14 protein-coding genes are annotated in these 17,079 nt (G+C 39.4%); 3 read left to right on the top strand and 11 right to left on the bottom strand.

From position 1 onward, the window contains the following. Positions 1-25: 25 nt before the first annotated feature. From F994_RS16695 to rpiA, 8 genes are all read right to left on the bottom strand, one after another. Positions 26-379: a YnfA family protein gene (locus F994_RS16695; protein ID WP_004651816.1), complete on the bottom strand. Its 354-nt coding sequence runs from the start codon at positions 377-379 to the stop codon at positions 26-28. A 113-nt stretch (positions 380-492) separates the two neighbouring features. Continuing rightward, positions 493-2,769 carry an ATP-dependent Clp protease ATP-binding subunit ClpA gene (gene clpA, locus F994_RS16690; protein WP_004651814.1) on the bottom strand — a complete coding sequence of 759 codons (2,277 nt, stop codon included), beginning with the start codon at positions 2,767-2,769 and terminating at the stop codon, positions 493-495. A 9-nt stretch (positions 2,770-2,778) separates the two neighbouring features. Next, the gene (clpS, locus tag F994_RS16685) at positions 2,779-3,192 is read right to left on the bottom strand and encodes an ATP-dependent Clp protease adapter ClpS (protein WP_004651813.1); all 414 of its coding nucleotides are present in this window, start codon (positions 3,190-3,192) and stop codon (positions 2,779-2,781) included. An 18-nt stretch (positions 3,193-3,210) separates the two neighbouring features. Further along, positions 3,211-3,963: a DUF6776 family protein gene (locus F994_RS16680; RefSeq protein ID WP_004651812.1), complete on the bottom strand. Its 753-nt coding sequence runs from the start codon at positions 3,961-3,963 to the stop codon at positions 3,211-3,213. Between the two features lie 78 nt (positions 3,964-4,041). Next, complete coding sequence (gene argC, locus F994_RS16675; RefSeq protein WP_171065354.1) at positions 4,042-5,097, bottom strand: N-acetyl-gamma-glutamyl-phosphate reductase; 1,056 nt, start codon at positions 5,095-5,097, stop codon at positions 4,042-4,044. Between the two features lie 50 nt (positions 5,098-5,147). Further along, complete coding sequence (locus F994_RS16670; protein ID WP_004651810.1) at positions 5,148-6,311, bottom strand: GGDEF domain-containing protein; 1,164 nt, start codon at positions 6,309-6,311, stop codon at positions 5,148-5,150. Positions 6,312-6,489: 178 nt separating this feature from the next. Further along, a complete protein-coding gene (locus F994_RS16665) occupies positions 6,490-7,176 on the bottom strand; it encodes a M48 family metallopeptidase (RefSeq protein ID WP_004651809.1) in 687 nt (228 codons plus the stop codon). A gap of 141 nt (positions 7,177-7,317) precedes the next feature. Continuing rightward, entirely contained in the window at positions 7,318-7,989 is a 672-nt protein-coding gene (rpiA, locus tag F994_RS16660) for a ribose-5-phosphate isomerase RpiA (protein ID WP_004651808.1), read from the bottom strand. A gap of 107 nt (positions 7,990-8,096) precedes the next feature. Here rpiA and ilvA point away from each other — a divergent pair, with 107 nt between their 5' ends. Then, positions 8,097-9,635 (top strand): threonine ammonia-lyase, biosynthetic, encoded by a 1,539-nt coding sequence (gene ilvA / locus F994_RS16655; RefSeq protein ID WP_004651806.1) that lies wholly within the window; start codon positions 8,097-8,099, stop codon positions 9,633-9,635. Positions 9,636-9,679: 44 nt separating this feature from the next. On the opposite strand, the gene F994_RS16650 is transcribed toward ilvA, so the two are convergent. After that, positions 9,680-10,261: a hypothetical protein gene (locus F994_RS16650; RefSeq protein ID WP_228128063.1), complete on the bottom strand. Its 582-nt coding sequence runs from the start codon at positions 10,259-10,261 to the stop codon at positions 9,680-9,682. A gap of 257 nt (positions 10,262-10,518) precedes the next feature. On the opposite strand from F994_RS16650, the gene F994_RS16645 reads away from it, so the two are divergent. Both F994_RS16645 and F994_RS16640 read left to right on the top strand, forming a co-directional pair. Next, the gene (locus F994_RS16645) at positions 10,519-11,169 is read left to right on the top strand and encodes a potassium channel family protein (protein ID WP_004651804.1); all 651 of its coding nucleotides are present in this window, start codon (positions 10,519-10,521) and stop codon (positions 11,167-11,169) included. 3 nt (positions 11,170-11,172) lie between these two features. After that, positions 11,173-12,513 (top strand): TrkH family potassium uptake protein, encoded by a 1,341-nt coding sequence (locus F994_RS16640; protein ID WP_004651803.1) that lies wholly within the window; start codon positions 11,173-11,175, stop codon positions 12,511-12,513. Between the two features lie 378 nt (positions 12,514-12,891). Here F994_RS16640 and F994_RS16635 read toward each other — a convergent pair whose 3' ends face one another. Both F994_RS16635 and F994_RS16630 read right to left on the bottom strand, forming a co-directional pair. Then, positions 12,892-14,046 (bottom strand): phospholipase A, encoded by a 1,155-nt coding sequence (locus F994_RS16635; protein ID WP_004651802.1) that lies wholly within the window; start codon positions 14,044-14,046, stop codon positions 12,892-12,894. Positions 14,047-14,066: 20 nt separating this feature from the next. Then, positions 14,067-17,006 carry an insulinase family protein gene (locus tag F994_RS16630; RefSeq protein ID WP_004651801.1) on the bottom strand — a complete coding sequence of 980 codons (2,940 nt, stop codon included), beginning with the start codon at positions 17,004-17,006 and terminating at the stop codon, positions 14,067-14,069. Between the last annotated feature and the right edge of the window lie 73 nt (positions 17,007-17,079).

The following is a 17,079-nucleotide window of genomic DNA, read 5'->3' as shown; positions in this document are numbered from 1 at the left end:
AATTATAACTTGATACGTTAGCCATCTAACGTATCAAACCTTGAGGTTGCAGAATAATCATCATCGCACCCGATATGACCACCAGACCACCCAACATATCCCAACGGGTTAACACCACCTGATCGACATAACGTAACCACATTAAAGCGGTAAATATATAAATCCCACCATAAGCGGCATAAATTCTACCTGATGCAGCAGGATGCAAGGTCAATAACCACACAAATACGGCCAAACTGAATACTGTCGGCAACCAAAACCAATGCGACTTACCTTGATTTAAAATTAAATAGGGAAAATAACAACCTAAAATTTCCGCAATCGCTGTGACAAAAAAAAGGCAAAAGGTCGTCATTACCTTAGTAATTTGAATATCCATAACTTTCTATATAGGCCAGTTTTGTCTTTCTCCCTTTGGGAGAAGGTTGGAATGAGGGTGAGTAGAAACAAAATAACCCGTGCGAACACGGGTTATTTTAAGCATGGATCTGATTATGCAGGTTCAGCAGTTTGATCTTCAAATACTTCGAGTTTCAATCCTACCGCCTTACCATTTTCTTGTTTCACAGAAACAGCAACATTACCACCATGTTCAGCAAGCTCACCGAACAAAATCATTTCAGCAAGTGGTTTTTTCAAATGTTCTTGAATCAAACGTTGCATTGGACGAGCACCCATTAAACGGTCATAACCATTTTCAGCCATCCATTCACGGGCACTTTGATCGACATCGAGAACGACTTTTTTATCATCAAGTTGTGCTTGTAATTCGGTTAAGAATTTATCCACCACATTTTCGATGACCGTCGTCGGCAATGCATTAAACTGAATAATGCCATCCAAACGATTTCGGAATTCTGGTGAAAATGCCTTCTTCATTGCATCTTTATTGTCATTACTATTGTCTTGCTCCATAAAACCAATGCTGGCGCGAGAAATACTGTCCGCCCCAATATTGGTGGTTAAAACAAGAATCACATTACGGAAATCAGACTTTCGACCATTGTTATCAGTCAATGAACCATGATCCATAATTTGCAGTAATAAATTAAACACATCTGGATGCGCTTTTTCAATTTCGTCCAGTAGCAAGACGCAATGTGGGCTTTTATGAATGGCATCGGTCAACAAACCACCTTGGTCAAAACCAACATAACCCGGAGGCGCACCAATTAAACGTGAAACTGCATGACGCTCCATATATTCAGACATATCGAAACGAACCAATTCCACACCTAACAATTTAGCTAACTGCTTGGTGACCTCAGTTTTACCCACACCAGTAGGACCAGCAAATACAAAGCTACCGACAGGTTTATCTGGTGATTTTAGACCTGCACGTGATAATTTAATGGCAGAACCCAGTGCTTCAATTGCTGTATCTTGACCAAAAACCACACGCTTCAAATCACGTTCAAGATTAATTAATACTGTCTTGTCATCTTTCGATACGGTTTTTGGTGGAATACGCGCAATTTTAGAAATGATATCTTCGATATTTTCTACCGTAATTAAACTATCATCTTGCTCTGCTTTCAAACGACGTTGTGCGCCTGCTTCATCAATTACGTCAATGGCTTTGTCTGGTAAAAAGCGATCATTAATAAATTTCGCAGACAATTCCACAGCAGCAACCAATGCTCTATCGTCATATTGAACATGATGAAAATCTTCAAATTTAGATTTTAAACCACGTAAAATATCAACTGTTTCAGAAATAGATGGCTCATTGACATCAATTTTTTGGAAACGGCGTGATAAAGCATGATCTTTTTCAAAGACCTGACGATATTCTTGGAAAGTCGTTGAACCAATGCAACGTAGTGAACCATTCGACAGCGCTGGCTTAATTAAATTGGATGCATCCATGGTGCTGCCCATACTTGAGCCTGCACCAATAATCATGTGAATTTCATCAATAAACAAAATGGCTTCTGGTTTCTTTTTCAAAGCATTTAAAAGTTGTTTTAAACGTTTTTCAAAATCACCACGGTATTTTGTACCTGCAACCAATGCCCCAATATCCAAACTGAAGACTTCAGCATTTTCAAGTGGTTTTGGTGCTTTACCATTAACAATCAGCCAAGCTAAACCTTCAGCAATCGATGTTTTACCAACACCGGGATCACCCACCAACAATGGATTGTTTTTACGGCGGCGGCATAAAATTTGTGCTGCACGTTCAATTTCTTTTTCACGACCGATTAAAGGATCTGTTTTGCCTTTTTGCGCTTCCACATTCAAATTAGTGGTATATAAATCGAGTGGTCCTGCATTTGCAGAAGCAGATGTTTCACCATCCAACTCTTCAACTTCCTCTTCGGCTTGCACTTCTTCTTTGCGCGTACCATGAGATAAATATTGAGTTAAAGTTAAACGATTAATTTGATGGCGTTTAAGTAAATAAACAGCAAATGAATCACGTTCAGAATACATCGCAACCAGAATGTCCGCACCTTCAACTGTACGATCACCACCGCTCGATTGCACATGGAAAATTGCACGTTGCAAAATACGATCAAAACTTTCAGTCGGATGTGGTGCCTGATCGCTATGTTCGCTTAATTTAGGGGTATGTTGTTCAACGTATTCTTCTAATTCTTTGCGAAGAACAATAATGTCCGCACCACACGCTTTAAGCGCATTTACAGCAGAGTCATTATCAAGTAACGCCAACAATAAATGTTCAACCGTCAGAAACTCATGTCTCTTTTGACGAGCCATGCTAACAGCCAAACGTAAAGATACTTCCAATTGACGACTGAGCATGTAATCCCCTTAATCTTTTGGCTCAATCTGACAAAGCAATGGATAACCTTGTGACCGAGCATAATTATTTACTTGGTTCGCTTTTGTTTCCGCAATGTCTCTTGGATAAACGCCTGCGATACCTTTCCCTTCATAATGTACAGTTAGCATTACTTGAGTGGCTTGGTCAAGATTCAAAGCGAAGTATTGTTGTAAAATTTCAATTACAAAGTCCATTGGTGTGTAATCGTCGTTCATTAAAACAACACAATACATGGGCGGACGCTTTAATTCAGGTTTCGCGGCTTGTACTGCAATATCACCCTCTGCTTCCTCATGCGTTTCATTGCTTAAGCGTGGACTAATATGCCAATCGACATATCCAGATTGATGAAAAGAATTTTTGATGTCATTTAAACAATTTTGACGTTTATTCATTCGCATAGGATTTAAAATTCACATTTATTGTGCATTTGCTTCTGCTTGAGGAATATCAGAGATAAATGCTGATTGACTTTCTATAGGTTTTCCACGGCCCCAACTGAACCGCTTAATGACAGGCGTACTGGTTCCAGTTAAACGAACTTCAATAAACTCTGGCGTAAAGCCTTTAGGCATTGTCCAACGTCCAGTTAAACGCTCAGAATCTTGAAAATTGAAATTTTTGTCTTCCATAGGCACGGCTAAAACTTCCGTACCTTGAATTAAATGTAATTCAACACTACCCGATGCACTGCGTTTATTGGGACTCACTTGTACCAAATCCAGCTCATATTCATAAGCATTATCAGGTAAGGGTTTAATCCCAATATTTTGTATGGTTAGGCTTAGACCACCACGTTGACGCAATACTTCACGATAAATTGCACCCAGACCTTCAGACTGAGTTTTATCTACCCGTGCTTGATTCAGCGCAGCAAATAAATCATTTGAATTACTCACCGCAACATCACGTTCTTGTACGGCTAAATTCAAGCCTTTATTCAGCGTTTCCAAGCTACTCTTTTGCTTTTGTACAACTTCAACCAGTTGTTCTGCATCAGCTTCAAAACCTACAACTGTTAGACCTTGCCGATGCCCAATTGAATAGCCAAGAAAACCACTACCCACAACCAAAATTGCAGCACCCATCGCCAAAGGTAAATTGCCCTTTAAAAAAGGCTTTTTACTTAATGGAGCCTGTTGTGATGGAGTATTTAATTCAGTATCCAGCATCGTCATCTCTTATTTTGATTCATTCAAAACACACATTTAAATCCAAATCTAAATGTGTGTGAAGTTGAAAAACGTTTTTTATGGTAATAAACCAATTCCTTCTAAACCTGCATTTTCAGCAAAACCGAACATCAGGTTCATATTTTGTACCGCTTGCCCAGCAGCACCTTTCACCAAATTATCTTGCACAGATAAAATAACCAGTTTTTTCGGCTGTGGTTTATACAAAGCAATACGAAGTTGGTTTGCACCACGAACAGAACGTGTCTCAGGTGAACTATTTACCGGCATTACATCAACAAACTGCTCATTCGCATAGAATTGTTCATATAAGCTTTGCAAATCTACAGCATCGCCTGCATCTGTTAAATCAATATAAATCGTGCTGAGCATGCCACGGATCATTGGGACTAAATGGGGTACAAAGACGATGTGATTGAACACACCTTTTTGACCTGAAATATTTTCCAATGCTTCCACAATCTCAGGATGGTGACGGTGACCGCCAACCGCATAAGCTTTGAAGTTATCGGCATTTTCCGAATAAATCATGCCTAAGCTTGCTTTACGTCCGGCACCTGAAACACCTGATTTTGCATCAATAATAATACTTTCAGGTTTCACCAATGTGTCGCTATGTTTAAATAATGGCGCTAAACCCAGTTGCACGGTTGTTGGATAACAACCCGGATTACCAACCACATTGGCTTGTTTAATTTTGTCACGGTTCAGCTCTGACAAACCATAAACCGAATCTTTTAAAAGATCTGGACAAGCATGTTCCAGACCATACCATTTTTCAAACTGTTCTAAATCTTGCAAGCGAAAATCTGCCGCTAAATCGACAATTTTAGTATTCGCTGCAACCAGTTCCGCTGCATGCTTCATTGCTACACCATGCGGGGTTGCAAAGAAAACAACATCACATTGTTTAAGTTCGTCGATATTTAAATCTGAATAGCAAAGATCGGTATGACCACGCAAGCTTGGGAACATGTCATCGACACGGCGACCGTTTTCAGTACGTGACGTCAGTACACTAACCTGTACATTTGGGTGTCGTAGTAAAAGACGCAACAATTCAACGCCTGTATAACCTGTACCGCCGACAATACCAACACTAATCACGATCACGACCTCAAATCAAAGTATCTATTTCTTAGCGAGACAGTATGACAGGAAGTTTAAGTTTTCTGAACTATTTTGCTTGGTTTTAGTGATATTTTCTCAGCATTGCTGACCGCTTTATTATTCACACTTTCATAGCTTTCCAAAAAAACGCAATTCCGCCCTGCTCGTTTTGCGCGATATAACAATTTATCTGCAATATCAATTGTATTGGTTAGGTTCTTGTTTTTCACACGCGCAAGACCAAAACTTGCCGTTACCGATATTTGCTTCTCTGAAAATAATTCAGTTTCAATGGCAATACGAATACGCTCAGCAATTTCATATGCAACAGCAGCCTGTTCAATTTGCAATAAAATAATAAACTCTTCGCCACCAAAACGTCCAACCAAATCATTTTCACGCACGTTTTGGCTAATAATCCGTCCTACTTGTTGCAAAATCTGATCGCCAACTAAATGCCCATAGCTATCATTAATTTTTTTAAAATGATCAATATCACACATCAGCAAAAAATATTTTTTTACCGATCGTTGCGCTAAATTTACTTTTGCAGCGTCGTAAAAACCACGCCGATTGAGCAAATAGGTTAATGAGTCTCGTGAACGCTCTTCATTAAGTTTAAAGACTATATCTCGCACCATAGTGCCCAATAGCACCATAGCAAACCACAAGCTCAATAAAACACTGGCAGCCAACATCATTAACCACCAAACCGAAGTCGAAAGCATGCTGGCATCAATATTTTTTAAGAACAGGAAAATAATCAAGCTACGCACAAAGGTATAAAACACAATAAACAGATAGGAAAGATCAACAATTTTATTTAACCGATCACTGTGTTTAAAATGGACAAACATTGAAATGAGAACCAAAGACTGAATAGTCGCGACGCCTAAATTCAAAATCAGCATGCGTATCCACAGTTGCTCATCTATAAAGGCATAATAGCCAAGCAAGGCGGTAAGCATCACAATCAATGCCCACGCAAGTTTAGAATGTGCCTGTGCATTTTTCCTTAAAGCCATCGCATAAGTACTGGCCCAAGCACCAAACAAATACATGATCCCCAGTATGGGGGAAGACATCGTCATTTGTTGATTCGACATTAAACTTTGTGCTGCCAAAGCACATGCCGGAACAATATATCCGATGCCCAACCACAACAAATAATGTGGTGCTTTGAAGAAAAAATGACAAATTAAGAACAGACTACCCATCAAGATGAGACAGCTCGGGACGATTAATACGAAATAATGAATATCTGTAAAATTCACATCTGAGTTCTTTTATTGCGATATGGGAGAAGGGTTCAACGCATGAATTTTAAATCATTTTTATCCAGTTCAATCTACACTTAAAAATAAAAAATTAAAACATCAATCCGCTTAATGGTTACTAAAAAAACCACCAACAATGTAACTGCTTTGTTTTTAATATTTTCTGATGCTGCTGAAAGTTAGGGTCATGTAACTGTACTTGCCTCCAAAACTGTGGGCTATGATCAAAATAGCGGGTATGTGCTAATTCATGTACACATACATATCTAACGACCTCTTGAGGAAACAGTACCAAAGCACTATTCAACATAATGTCGTGTTTAGATGTACAACTTCCCCAGCGTGTTTTTGGCTGTCGAATTGCACATTCAGCAAAACTCAAACCCGTTTCAGTACTCACTTGTGCCAAATAAATAGGCAGATGCTGTTTTGCATAGGCGATGACAAAGGCTTTTAAGTATTGCTCAGGCTGACGATCACTGACACTGAGTCTCAAACCGTCATGATCAAACACAAAATTTCTCTGCTGCGCTTGATAAGTAATCTGTATAGCTTGTTCTAAATTAAACAGTTTAAGTTCTGTCGGAAATACCCTATTTTGTAGCTGTATTTCTTGTTTCTGCTGCTGCTCTTGCCAAGTTTTGACTAACCACGCTTCTGATTGATCAATGAAATTTTGAATCTGTTTTTTGCTACAAAATAATGGTGCAGTTAAACGAATTTGTGTTGGCTCTACCCGCAAGCGAAGTCGTATCGCTCGTGCATGACGGACAATTTTAATTTCAGGCAGATCTGTTAGATTCATTTTTATATTTAATCGTTATTTTAATCCCCCCTCGATCCCCCTTTGATAAAGGGGGAAGTTCAAACTTTTAAAAGTTTCGAGGAGCCTTATTAAATTACAGACTTTCCCCTCCTTTGAAAAAGGAGGGTCAGGGAGGATTTCTTAAACCGCAGTACGTTCTTCAATACCGTTATTGGTTGCCACAATGGCAATATCCGCTTTCTGAATTGCAAAAATACCATTGGTCACAACACCCGGAATATTATTCAAGGTTTTTTCAAGCTCAAGTGCATTTAAGATGTTGAAGTTATGCACGTCTAAGATCACATTACCATTATCGGTGACGACACCTTCACGATAAACGGGGTCACCACCTAGACTCACGATTTTACGTGCCACAGCAGAACGTGCCATTGGAATCACTTCTACAGGCAGTGGGAAATCATGACCTAACTGTTCAACCCATTTAGAGTCATCGACAATACAGACAAATTTCTTCGCAATCGACGCGACAATTTTTTCACGGGTCAGTGCAGCACCACCACCTTTAATCATGTGCATATGGCGGTCAATTTCATCCGCACCATCGACATAGGCATCTAAACCACCAACGTGATTCATATCAACCACTTCAATACCTAATTTTTTAAGGCGCTCGGCAGTCGCTTCAGAACTTGCAACAGCTGCTTCTAATTGCAGTTCTGGTAATAATTCAATGAGGAAGTTCACAGTACTTCCTGTACCTACACCCAAAATACCGCCCTTTGGCAAATGCTTTAAAGCAGCTTTCGCGGCAGCTTGTTTCTTTTCATCTTGGGTCGCATACAGACTCATAACTTGGCTCAACTATTTTTTGACATTTGTTGCTGATTTTACAGCCCAAATGTACAGGGGTTTGTTACAATAAAAATCTATTTTAAACTGTTAGATGGAAAATTAACATGCTGTCTCGTTTGGTTCGACAAATATTACAAGCAACTGTGTACGACGTTGCAATCGAAACTCCACTCGAAGCAGCGCCACGAATTAGTGAGAAACTAAACAATAATATTCGCTTCAAACGCGAAGACTTACAACCTGTCTTTTCTTTCAAACTACGCGGTGCTTATAACCGTATTAGTCAATTGCCGAAATCTCAGTTAGAACGTGGCGTTATTACAGCTTCAGCAGGCAACCATGCGCAAGGTGTGGCCCTATCTGGTCAAAAACTGGGAATTCGTGCCATTATTGTGATGCCAAAAACCACACCTGACATTAAGGTACAAGCGGTAAAACGCTTAGGTGGTGATGTGGTTTTACATGGTGATTCATTTGATGTTGCCAATAAATATGCCATTCAACGTGCAACGGAAGAAGGTATGACCTTTATTCCACCGTACGATGATGAATTGGTCATGGCGGGTCAAGGCACCATTGCCAATGAAATTTTGCGTCAATGGCGTGATGTCGACTATGTTTTTGTTGCTGTGGGCGGTGGCGGTTTAATTGCGGGCGTTGCCGCATATTTGGGCGATGTTGCGCCCCATGTAAAAGTCATTCCTGTGGAATACGATGAATCGGCATGCCTTAAAGCAGCATTTGAAGCCAATGAACGTGTGATTCTGCCACAAGTCGGCTTATTTGCCGATGGTACGGCGGTAGCACAAATTGGTGAAAAACCATTTCAAGTGATCCAACTACAAAAATCGGATAATTCAGGGCCAATTGTTGAACGTGATGTCGTTTTGGTCAATACAGATGAAATCTGTGCTGCCATTAAAGACACTTATGATGAGTGCCGTAGTATTGTTGAGCCTTCTGGTGCAATGGCACTGGCAGGCATTAAAAAATATGTTGAACAACATGGTCTAGAAAACAAAAACATGGTTTCGATTGTATGCGGTGCCAACATGAATTTTGACCGCCTACGTTATATCGCAGAACGAACAGAACTCGGTGAACGTAAAGAAGCCATTTTTGCTGTGACCATTCCTGAAGAAAAAGGTTCTTTCCTGAACTTCTGCCGTGCTTTACAAGGTCGTAATATCACTGAGTTTAACTACCGTGCCAGCACTTCAAGTGCCGCTCAAGTCTTTGTCGGCATTAGTCTAAAAGGTGGCGAAAAAGAACGTCATGACATCCATGAACTGTTACAAGCCCACTATGATGTCGATGATTTATCGGATGACGAAGTAGCCAAACTGCATATTCGTTACTTGGTTGGTGGACATGCGGATATCGAAAATGAGCGTTTATTCCGCGTAGAATTCCCAGAACGTCCGGGTGCGTTATTAACCTTCTTAGAACGTCTTGGACCAACGCATAATATCACTCTATTCCACTATCGTAATCATGGTGCTGCTGAAGGTCGCGTACTGGTGGGTCTTGAAGCAACCGATGCCAAACAAAACCCAGATGGTTTAATTGAAACATTGGAAAAGATTACTTATCCATATGCTGAAATCACCAACAACTTAGGTTATCAACGCTTCCTGAAATAACACATAAAAAAGAGCCAGTAATCAGCTGGCTCTTTTTCAAATTTTCAAGTCGATCTTAAACAATCTAGCTGTGTATAGTGCTCAATACAAACACCCTCATCCTTAAATTGCTTGGTGAAAGATTTACAAAATTTATGGATTTTAACATCATCATTCGGAACAGCCATCCAGTAAGTTATGTCTGCATAAATCAATAACAATTCCAAATTCTGCGACTTTAAAAGTGTAAAAATTTCTTCAAAAATCAGATCAAAAACCTGATCATTTACATTGTAATATTTGCCAATAACCTCTTTATGCTGCTCATAGTGCGCATATAAAGGCGTGGTTTTTTTACGAATCCCCTGCTGTATTAAACCAATATCAATGTTTTTGTGCTGCAAAGTAACGCATTTTTCCAGCCCATTTTCATAGGGGTTTTTAGTATCTACAGACATTAAATAAGCATGAAAATCCTGAGCTAATTTTTCAGCCGAAATCCATGCTAAAAATTGCTCAAAATTACATCGATCTTTCTTCTTGGGAATTTCCCGAAGTTCCAACACCGAAAACCATTGCTGTAATATCTTAAAAATCTTTTTATCATCCATTTTTAATTCTTCTATACTTAGTTTTATTAAATTCACTATAAAAATAGAAAATTATATATGCAGAATTATAGCGAAAGTTTTTGAATGTTTTATGACGTCATTCAACTCACTAAGACTTCTATGCTATCTATTCATTTTGTTTTTCTACAAGGTTCAATCTTAAAAATAAGCTTTTGTTATATATAATTTTGTAAGCCTGATAGATGAATAAATCATTACCTTATAAAATGAACACAGATGTGCAGATACACGTTATGAATCAAAATCACATAAAATGGATAAGGAATGCTTGAATGGCTCAATTTGCAGTAATTGGATTAGGAAGTTTTGGAGCCACTATAGCCACGCAACTGGTCAGTTTAAATCATGATGTGATTGGGATCGACAGCAATAAAAAATTTGTAGAAAGTATTTCAGATCAAATTACACATGCCGTCATTGCCGATGCAACCGATGAACATGTACTCAATGAACTTAACATTCAAAATTGTGAAGCCGTTGTCGTTGCCATTGGTGAAGACATTGAAGCCAGTATATTATGCGTACTGCATCTTAAAAATTTAGGCATTCAAAAAATTTGGGTCAAAGCCAAATCCAAAGCCCATCACATGATTTTGACTCACCTTGGAGTGAACAAAATCATTCATCCCGAAGAAGATATGGGCGTTCGCGTTGCACAATCCCTCAGCTACCCCATGGTCAGTCGATATATGGGTTTAGAGGATAATCATTTCATTGTCAAAATTGAAATTAAAGACAGCATCAAAGGTGAACGCTTCCATCACCTGATGGAGCATGCACCCGAAATTAAAACCCTTTTACATAAACGTGGTAAGGAAATTCTATTTAATATAGATCCAAATTTAGTTTTACAAGTTGGGGATATTTTGGTGGTTGAAGGAGAACTTGAACCACTCCGAAAACTTTATGCACGGTTTAAATAAAATATGAATCGATTACACAATAAAAAACAAAATACCATTAACCTCAGCCCTCCCAGTTTACTGGCACTGGGTTTTTTAAGCTTTATTTTGATTGGTACTTTATTACTCAAACTACCGATTGCACATTATGGTGAATTATCTTGGATTAATGCCCTATTTACCTCCACCTCTGCTGTCACTATTACTGGGCTTTCGGTGGTGAATGTCGGTGAAGCCTATACCACTTTTGGTAAGGTGATTATTATGCTGTTGCTACAATGTGGTGGTTTGGGCTTTATGACCTTTGCCATTCTTGCAGCACTGAGCCTGTCATCCAATATTGGCTTAAAACAGCAAGTGATGGCACAAGAGACCATTGGTCAAACCAGCCTATCGAAAGTATCTTTTACCATTAAAGGTGTTCTTTTATACTCTTTATTCTTTGAAGCACTTGGGACTGTCATTTTAACCATTGCTTGGATGCAGGAATACGATTTTGCTCATGCTGTTTTCTATGCCGCTTTTTATAGTGTTTCAGCATTTAATAACGGCGGTTTTTCCCTTTTTCCCAATAGTCTAATGAGCTTTTCAGAGCATTATTTCATTACGTTCACCATTAGCATGCTCTACATTATTGGTGGAATCGGCTTTGTTGTCCTCATGGATATTAAGCGTGCGCGTCGTTGGAAAAAGATGAGTCCAAACAGTAAATTAATACTTTCAACGATTGCTGGATTAAACCTTGTAGCATTTATTGTCATTTGGGCTTTAGAAGCGAGTAATCCGCTAACGCTTGCAGGCCTGAGTCTGGGCGATCAAGCGGTGAATGCTTGGTTCCATGCCACTGTTCCGCGCTCCTCTGGTTTTAACAGCTTAGATATGGCGAGTATGAGCGATGCTTCAACCTTAGTGACCATGGTATTGATGTTTATTGGTGGTGGTTCACTCAGTACTGCTGGCGGAATTAAAGTAGGCACTTTTATTATTGTCATTCTGAGTGTGATTACTTTTTTACGTCGCTCTGAAGAACTTCGTGTGTTTAACCATTCGGTGTCAAAAGTGACCTCATTTAAAGCCTTCGCCGTTGTTTCAATCACAGGAATACTCATATTTTTAGGGCTATTTACCCTCCTTATTTTAGAGCCAAATAAAGAATTCTTAGATTTATTGTTTGAAGCCGTTTCCGCTGCTTGTACCGTGGGTTTATCGCGTGGCATCACCAGTGAACTTCAACCTGCGAGTTTAATCGCATTAATCTTACTCATGTTTGCCGGTCGTTTAGGCCCGCTGACTTTGGCTTATCTTATTGCCACGCCTAAAAAGAGCCGTTTAAAACACCCACCCACCGATATTCAAATTGGTTAAATCACTTTTACTTTAAGTAAAAAAACCACTCAATGGAGTTAATACTGATCAGTTAAGGAGTTTTACAATTAACTCCTTAACTTTTTAGTTATTCACGACGGAGTCTTATCTCTTTAAATCAAATCCTTGGAGCTCGTTTGTTCTTTTGTTTTGCCAAAAGAACCAAAAACATTTGTCATTCGCAAAACTCGTCAAATACTTTTTATTGATCAATTCATCGCAGAAACTTTACTTTTTACAGTAGTCTTGCCTCGAACAGTTGCGAATGACGTTTCCGCGTATCAAATAACATCATGAATTTAAAATAAAAAAACCAGTCAATTTCTTAACTGACTGGCATTACTTTAATAAAGGTGCTTTTTAAGGTATTAATAAATTTTAGAACCAATTCATCAGCGATACACCTAGACCGACATAGGTTGCACGATGATTATAATCAATCAGACTTTCCCCATAACCATCAAACAATTGAACATAGCCACGCAATTTACCACTAATTGGAAATGCCCAATCAAATTGAGCTGCTCCATGTGCATCATCACCACCTTTTAATGAGTGACGCAGCATCAATGAAAAATCATGATCATTCCAACGATAAAATGCAGTTAAATCACCGCGGCCAATATAATTTTTAATATCGGGATTGTTATCATCTTTCGCATCTTCTTCAATGCGATACCAAGGACGCAACATCAAGGCAAAGTTATCACGTTCAAAACCAACATTAAACATGATGCGGTTCCAACTACGTGATAGCGGATCTGCTCGACCATTCGATTGATGATTGAGGGTTACACCCAATAAACGCGCATTTAAACCCAATATTTCATAATTGGTCCGAAACACCAAGCTTGCTTCAGGTTCATAGTTGGTTTCACGAAAAGGACGTGATTCATCACCATTATAAACTTGCCAACGGGATGATTGCGTATAGCCCAGCCAAATATCACCATTATCACCAAATAAATTTTCCAGTGCTTTGGTTTTTAACGACAACTGAAACTTGGCTTCCATAGAAGTGAGGTTAAGTTCCTCACCAGCTGGCACAGTATTGTTTTCGTTCGGACTAAATGGACGTTCATTTTTATCAGAAGTCCAAAATCCCGGCATCAGATAAACGGGCTGATGTGCACGAATATTCCATGTTCCAAGTTTACTGGCTGTCGATAATTCCCAACGCTTATCCAACAAAGACGTATTCGGGTTAATTGCTGGACCTTCAGCAGCGAAGATATTACTTACACCATGACTAATTTTTTCTTTCAGCGTTTCTGGTTGAGTCGGTTCAGGCGTCAGTTCATTTGCAGCTTGACGTTCAGAAAGAAGTGCTGGTTTTTCTGCCTCAGGCACTTTAAACAAAGTGTCGTAACAAACCAAACGATCAGCATTCGATTCTAACGCCACACAGGCTTCTGGGCTTGCTGGCGCAATCAAAGAATCTGGATTCACAGCATGTACATTCGCCACATACAATGAACTGAGCATGATCATGCTCAGTTGCAAAGTAGTGCGTTCAATTCTTTTGAACGCCATATTAATCCGCCCTATTATTTTTAATTGACTTGTTTAATATCAAAACCTAATTCTAACAAGGTATCACGTTTAGCCACGGGTGCAACAACTGCTCTCACCGGTGTTTGCTCAACAAGATAGTGTTGCGCCACGCGTTTCAAATCATCCAAACTGACTGCAAGCAAACGTGCACGCAATTGCTTTCTGACCGCTGGTGTACGTGCATGCAATAAAGCATAACAAGCACTAATCGCTTCACCGGCAGGAGAACCGGGTTTATCCATGCTGGCAATTAAGCCTAAAATTGCTTCTTCAAGTTGATGCGGTTGATGTTCGGTATTCAACAACCAAACAATACTTGCTTCGAAGTCTTTAAATGTTTCTGCTAAACGCGGATCACGATAACTATAAAAACGGAATGAACAAGCATTGCCATCATAACTTGCACCACCACCGTAAGCGCCACCTTTTTCACGAATCGCACTATGCAAGAAACCATTGCGTAAATAAGCAGCCAACACCATTAAAGGTGCTGCATCAGGATGAGAAACTTCAACAGCAGGATAAGCTAAAGCACAGAATTGAACATTGGCTTGAATCAGCCAAGCCTCATCTTTCGCACTATTTTCCGTGCTAATTACTGACAACTCCACAGGGGTTTTATCTACTGCCAACTTATCCCAAACGTTTTGCACTTCCTCGACTAGAGCATCAGATTGATGTTCTTCACACACCAATAAAAATTGTTTTGGTGCTTGCAAAAGTAGACGATGAATGGCTTTTAGCTCTACAATTAAAGCGTTATAAGCCACTTCATCATTTTCAACTTTAGCAACCAAGTCACCCAACCAATTCAGCGCACCCAAGCCCGTATTTTGATAATCACGTTGCGCTAAAGCACCACAGTTACGTGATGCAATCTGCATTGCATAACTATGACCTGAACCTGACAAACGCGACTGCCAACGGGTTTTACGTTGTTGCAGTAATTCAATAATGCGGTCTTTTTCATCAAAACGTAGTTGTTCAAATGCCAACTTCAACAAACGAATCGCTTCAAAATTATTCACCAACGATTTCGTTGTGAGTGTTAACCATGCGCTAATTTTGTTTTTGTCATCCACTTTTGAGCGTAAAGATGCACCCATCCCCACACCACCGCTGACCGCAGTTTGCAGTTGTTGTAACTCGAGATAATCATATTCTCCAGCGCCAACTTCACCCAATAACACCGACAGCAAAGTAAAATATGGCGACTGTACAACCTGATCAGGAATTTTAACGGTCACTTGCTGGTAGTAAATACCATTGGTTCCTGCATGGTACAAATTCAGTGGCGTATCTAAACCATTGCTGATAATTTCACGCAATTGACCTTGTACTATATGCAAATCAGCAGGCACATCTTCTAGCCCGACTTTTGGTAATAAGTTCAGGTCATCAGGTGTATCTTGACGAACTTTTAACGCCTCTGTTTGCGCAAGAATTTCAGCCTTTTGTTCTTCAGTCAGTTTGGCGCCAATTTCAGCCAAACGAGCTTTTTCTGCTTCGGCTTCAGCGGCTGACTTGTTGGCATCTGGCACCAAAGTCATTTGCACACGATGTGAATTATCAATCAGATAGGTTTTAATCAGATTCGACAACCACATTGGATCTTTCAGTTCTTCTTTGACTTGCTCCATCGCACTGTCGACATCCCAAACATGAATGGGGTCACTGTGATGAATCACGCTGCCTAAACCATTTAAAATCAGGCTTAAACCATATGGCATACCATCGCCATTGATTTCACGTTGATGCAATTCAATCTGATGCAAAATGGCATCCACCATATCGGTGTCGACAGGTTTTGATGCCACATCTTCAAGAATTTTAAACACACCATTTTTGAATTCTTCAGCATGTTCTGGATTTGAACCTTGCACACCACAGAAAAACGTCATTTCAAAGTTTGAATCATCTACGCCCATAATCGGGCCAGTAGATTGTGCATAATCACACGTTTCTAAATAATGACGTAATGGTGAAGCTGAATCTTCCAATAAAATACCTTCAACCAAACGCATACCTAAGCGCAATTTAATATCACTGGCTTCAGGCAATAACCATGAAATAATGTGATAGGTTTTATCGGTTAAATCTTCAGCATCAACGGCATAGGTTTCTGTCACTTCAACAGGAGCAGTTAAACGTGTTTCAGGTGTTGAATACAGGGTTTGACCTTGTTTAAATTTAGACAAGGCTAAAGTTTCAAATTGTTCTTGTAAGTGGTAGGCAGATTCATCACCAAAGGTCATAAATACAGCATTACTCGGATGGTAATGCGACTTATAGAAATCAACCAACTCTGGATAGGTTAAATCTGGAATATCTTTAGGATCACCACCTGAATTGTAATGATAGGTGGTTTTAGGGAATAAATGATGTGCCAGTTGATGATAAAGCTGATCTGAAGGAGAACTCATCGCCCCTTTCATTTCATTAAAAACCACACCTTTATATACAGGTTGACCTTCTTCTAACTCAATACGAATACCTTCTTGAGCAAAATCAAGTTCATTTAAATTTGCAGCAAATGCAGCATCTAAATAAACCTCCAACAAGTTTTGAAAGTCTTTTTTGTTTTGAGTTGCAAATGGATACGCTGTCCAATCGGCTGAAGTAAACGCATTCATAAAAGTATTCAGTGAACGACGAATCATCAAGAAAAATGGGTCACGCACTGGGAATTTTTCCGAACCACACAATGCTGTATGTTCCAAAATATGCGCTGCGCCTTTTGAATCCATCGGTTGGGTACGAAATGCCACTAAAAAGACATTTTCATCAAGGTCACTTGCCAAGTGATAATGCGTTGCGCCTGTCACTTTGTGTTTATATTCAGAAATAAAAACGTCTAAGGCTTCAACATGGTGTTGACGTATCAACTGAAACGCAGGATGAACAGTTTGAGTAATGGTTTCAGTAACATCTACAGTCATGTGATCTCCAAATCAGATACAATTTTATAAGTTATTCCGATTATACCTGAATCTTTCATGACTATGGATTGGT

The sequence above is a fragment of the Acinetobacter bohemicus ANC 3994 genome (genome assembly GCF_000367925.1).
Lineage (GTDB): Bacteria > Pseudomonadota > Gammaproteobacteria > Pseudomonadales > Moraxellaceae > Acinetobacter > Acinetobacter bohemicus.
The sequence above is the reverse complement of the archived record's forward strand: the minus strand, read 5'-3'. Positions and strand labels throughout refer to the sequence as shown.

Excerpts from the sequence above, each read along its gene's own strand:
- rpiA (WP_004651808.1), bottom strand. The coding sequence starts at position 7,989 with ATGAGTCTGTATGCGACCCAAGATGAAAAGAAACAAGCTGCCGCGAAA.
- F994_RS16640 (WP_004651803.1), top strand. The coding sequence starts at position 11,173 with ATGAATCGATTACACAATAAAAAACAAAATACCATTAACCTCAGCCCT.
- clpA (WP_004651814.1), bottom strand. The coding sequence starts at position 2,769 with ATGCTCAGTCGTCAATTGGAAGTATCTTTACGTTTGGCTGTTAGCATG.
- F994_RS16670 (WP_004651810.1), bottom strand. The coding sequence starts at position 6,311 with ATGGGTAGTCTGTTCTTAATTTGTCATTTTTTCTTCAAAGCACCACAT.
- F994_RS16695 (WP_004651816.1), bottom strand. The coding sequence starts at position 379 with ATGGATATTCAAATTACTAAGGTAATGACGACCTTTTGCCTTTTTTTT.
- F994_RS16645 (WP_004651804.1), top strand. The coding sequence starts at position 10,519 with ATGGCTCAATTTGCAGTAATTGGATTAGGAAGTTTTGGAGCCACTATA.
- F994_RS16630 (WP_004651801.1), bottom strand. The coding sequence starts at position 17,006 with ATGACTGTAGATGTTACTGAAACCATTACTCAAACTGTTCATCCTGCG.
- ilvA (WP_004651806.1), top strand. The coding sequence starts at position 8,097 with ATGCTGTCTCGTTTGGTTCGACAAATATTACAAGCAACTGTGTACGAC.
- F994_RS16635 (WP_004651802.1), bottom strand. The coding sequence starts at position 14,046 with ATGGCGTTCAAAAGAATTGAACGCACTACTTTGCAACTGAGCATGATC.
- F994_RS16680 (WP_004651812.1), bottom strand. The coding sequence starts at position 3,963 with ATGCTGGATACTGAATTAAATACTCCATCACAACAGGCTCCATTAAGT.
- F994_RS16665 (WP_004651809.1), bottom strand. The coding sequence starts at position 7,176 with ATGAATCTAACAGATCTGCCTGAAATTAAAATTGTCCGTCATGCACGA.
- clpS (WP_004651813.1), bottom strand. The coding sequence starts at position 3,192 with ATGCGAATGAATAAACGTCAAAATTGTTTAAATGACATCAAAAATTCT.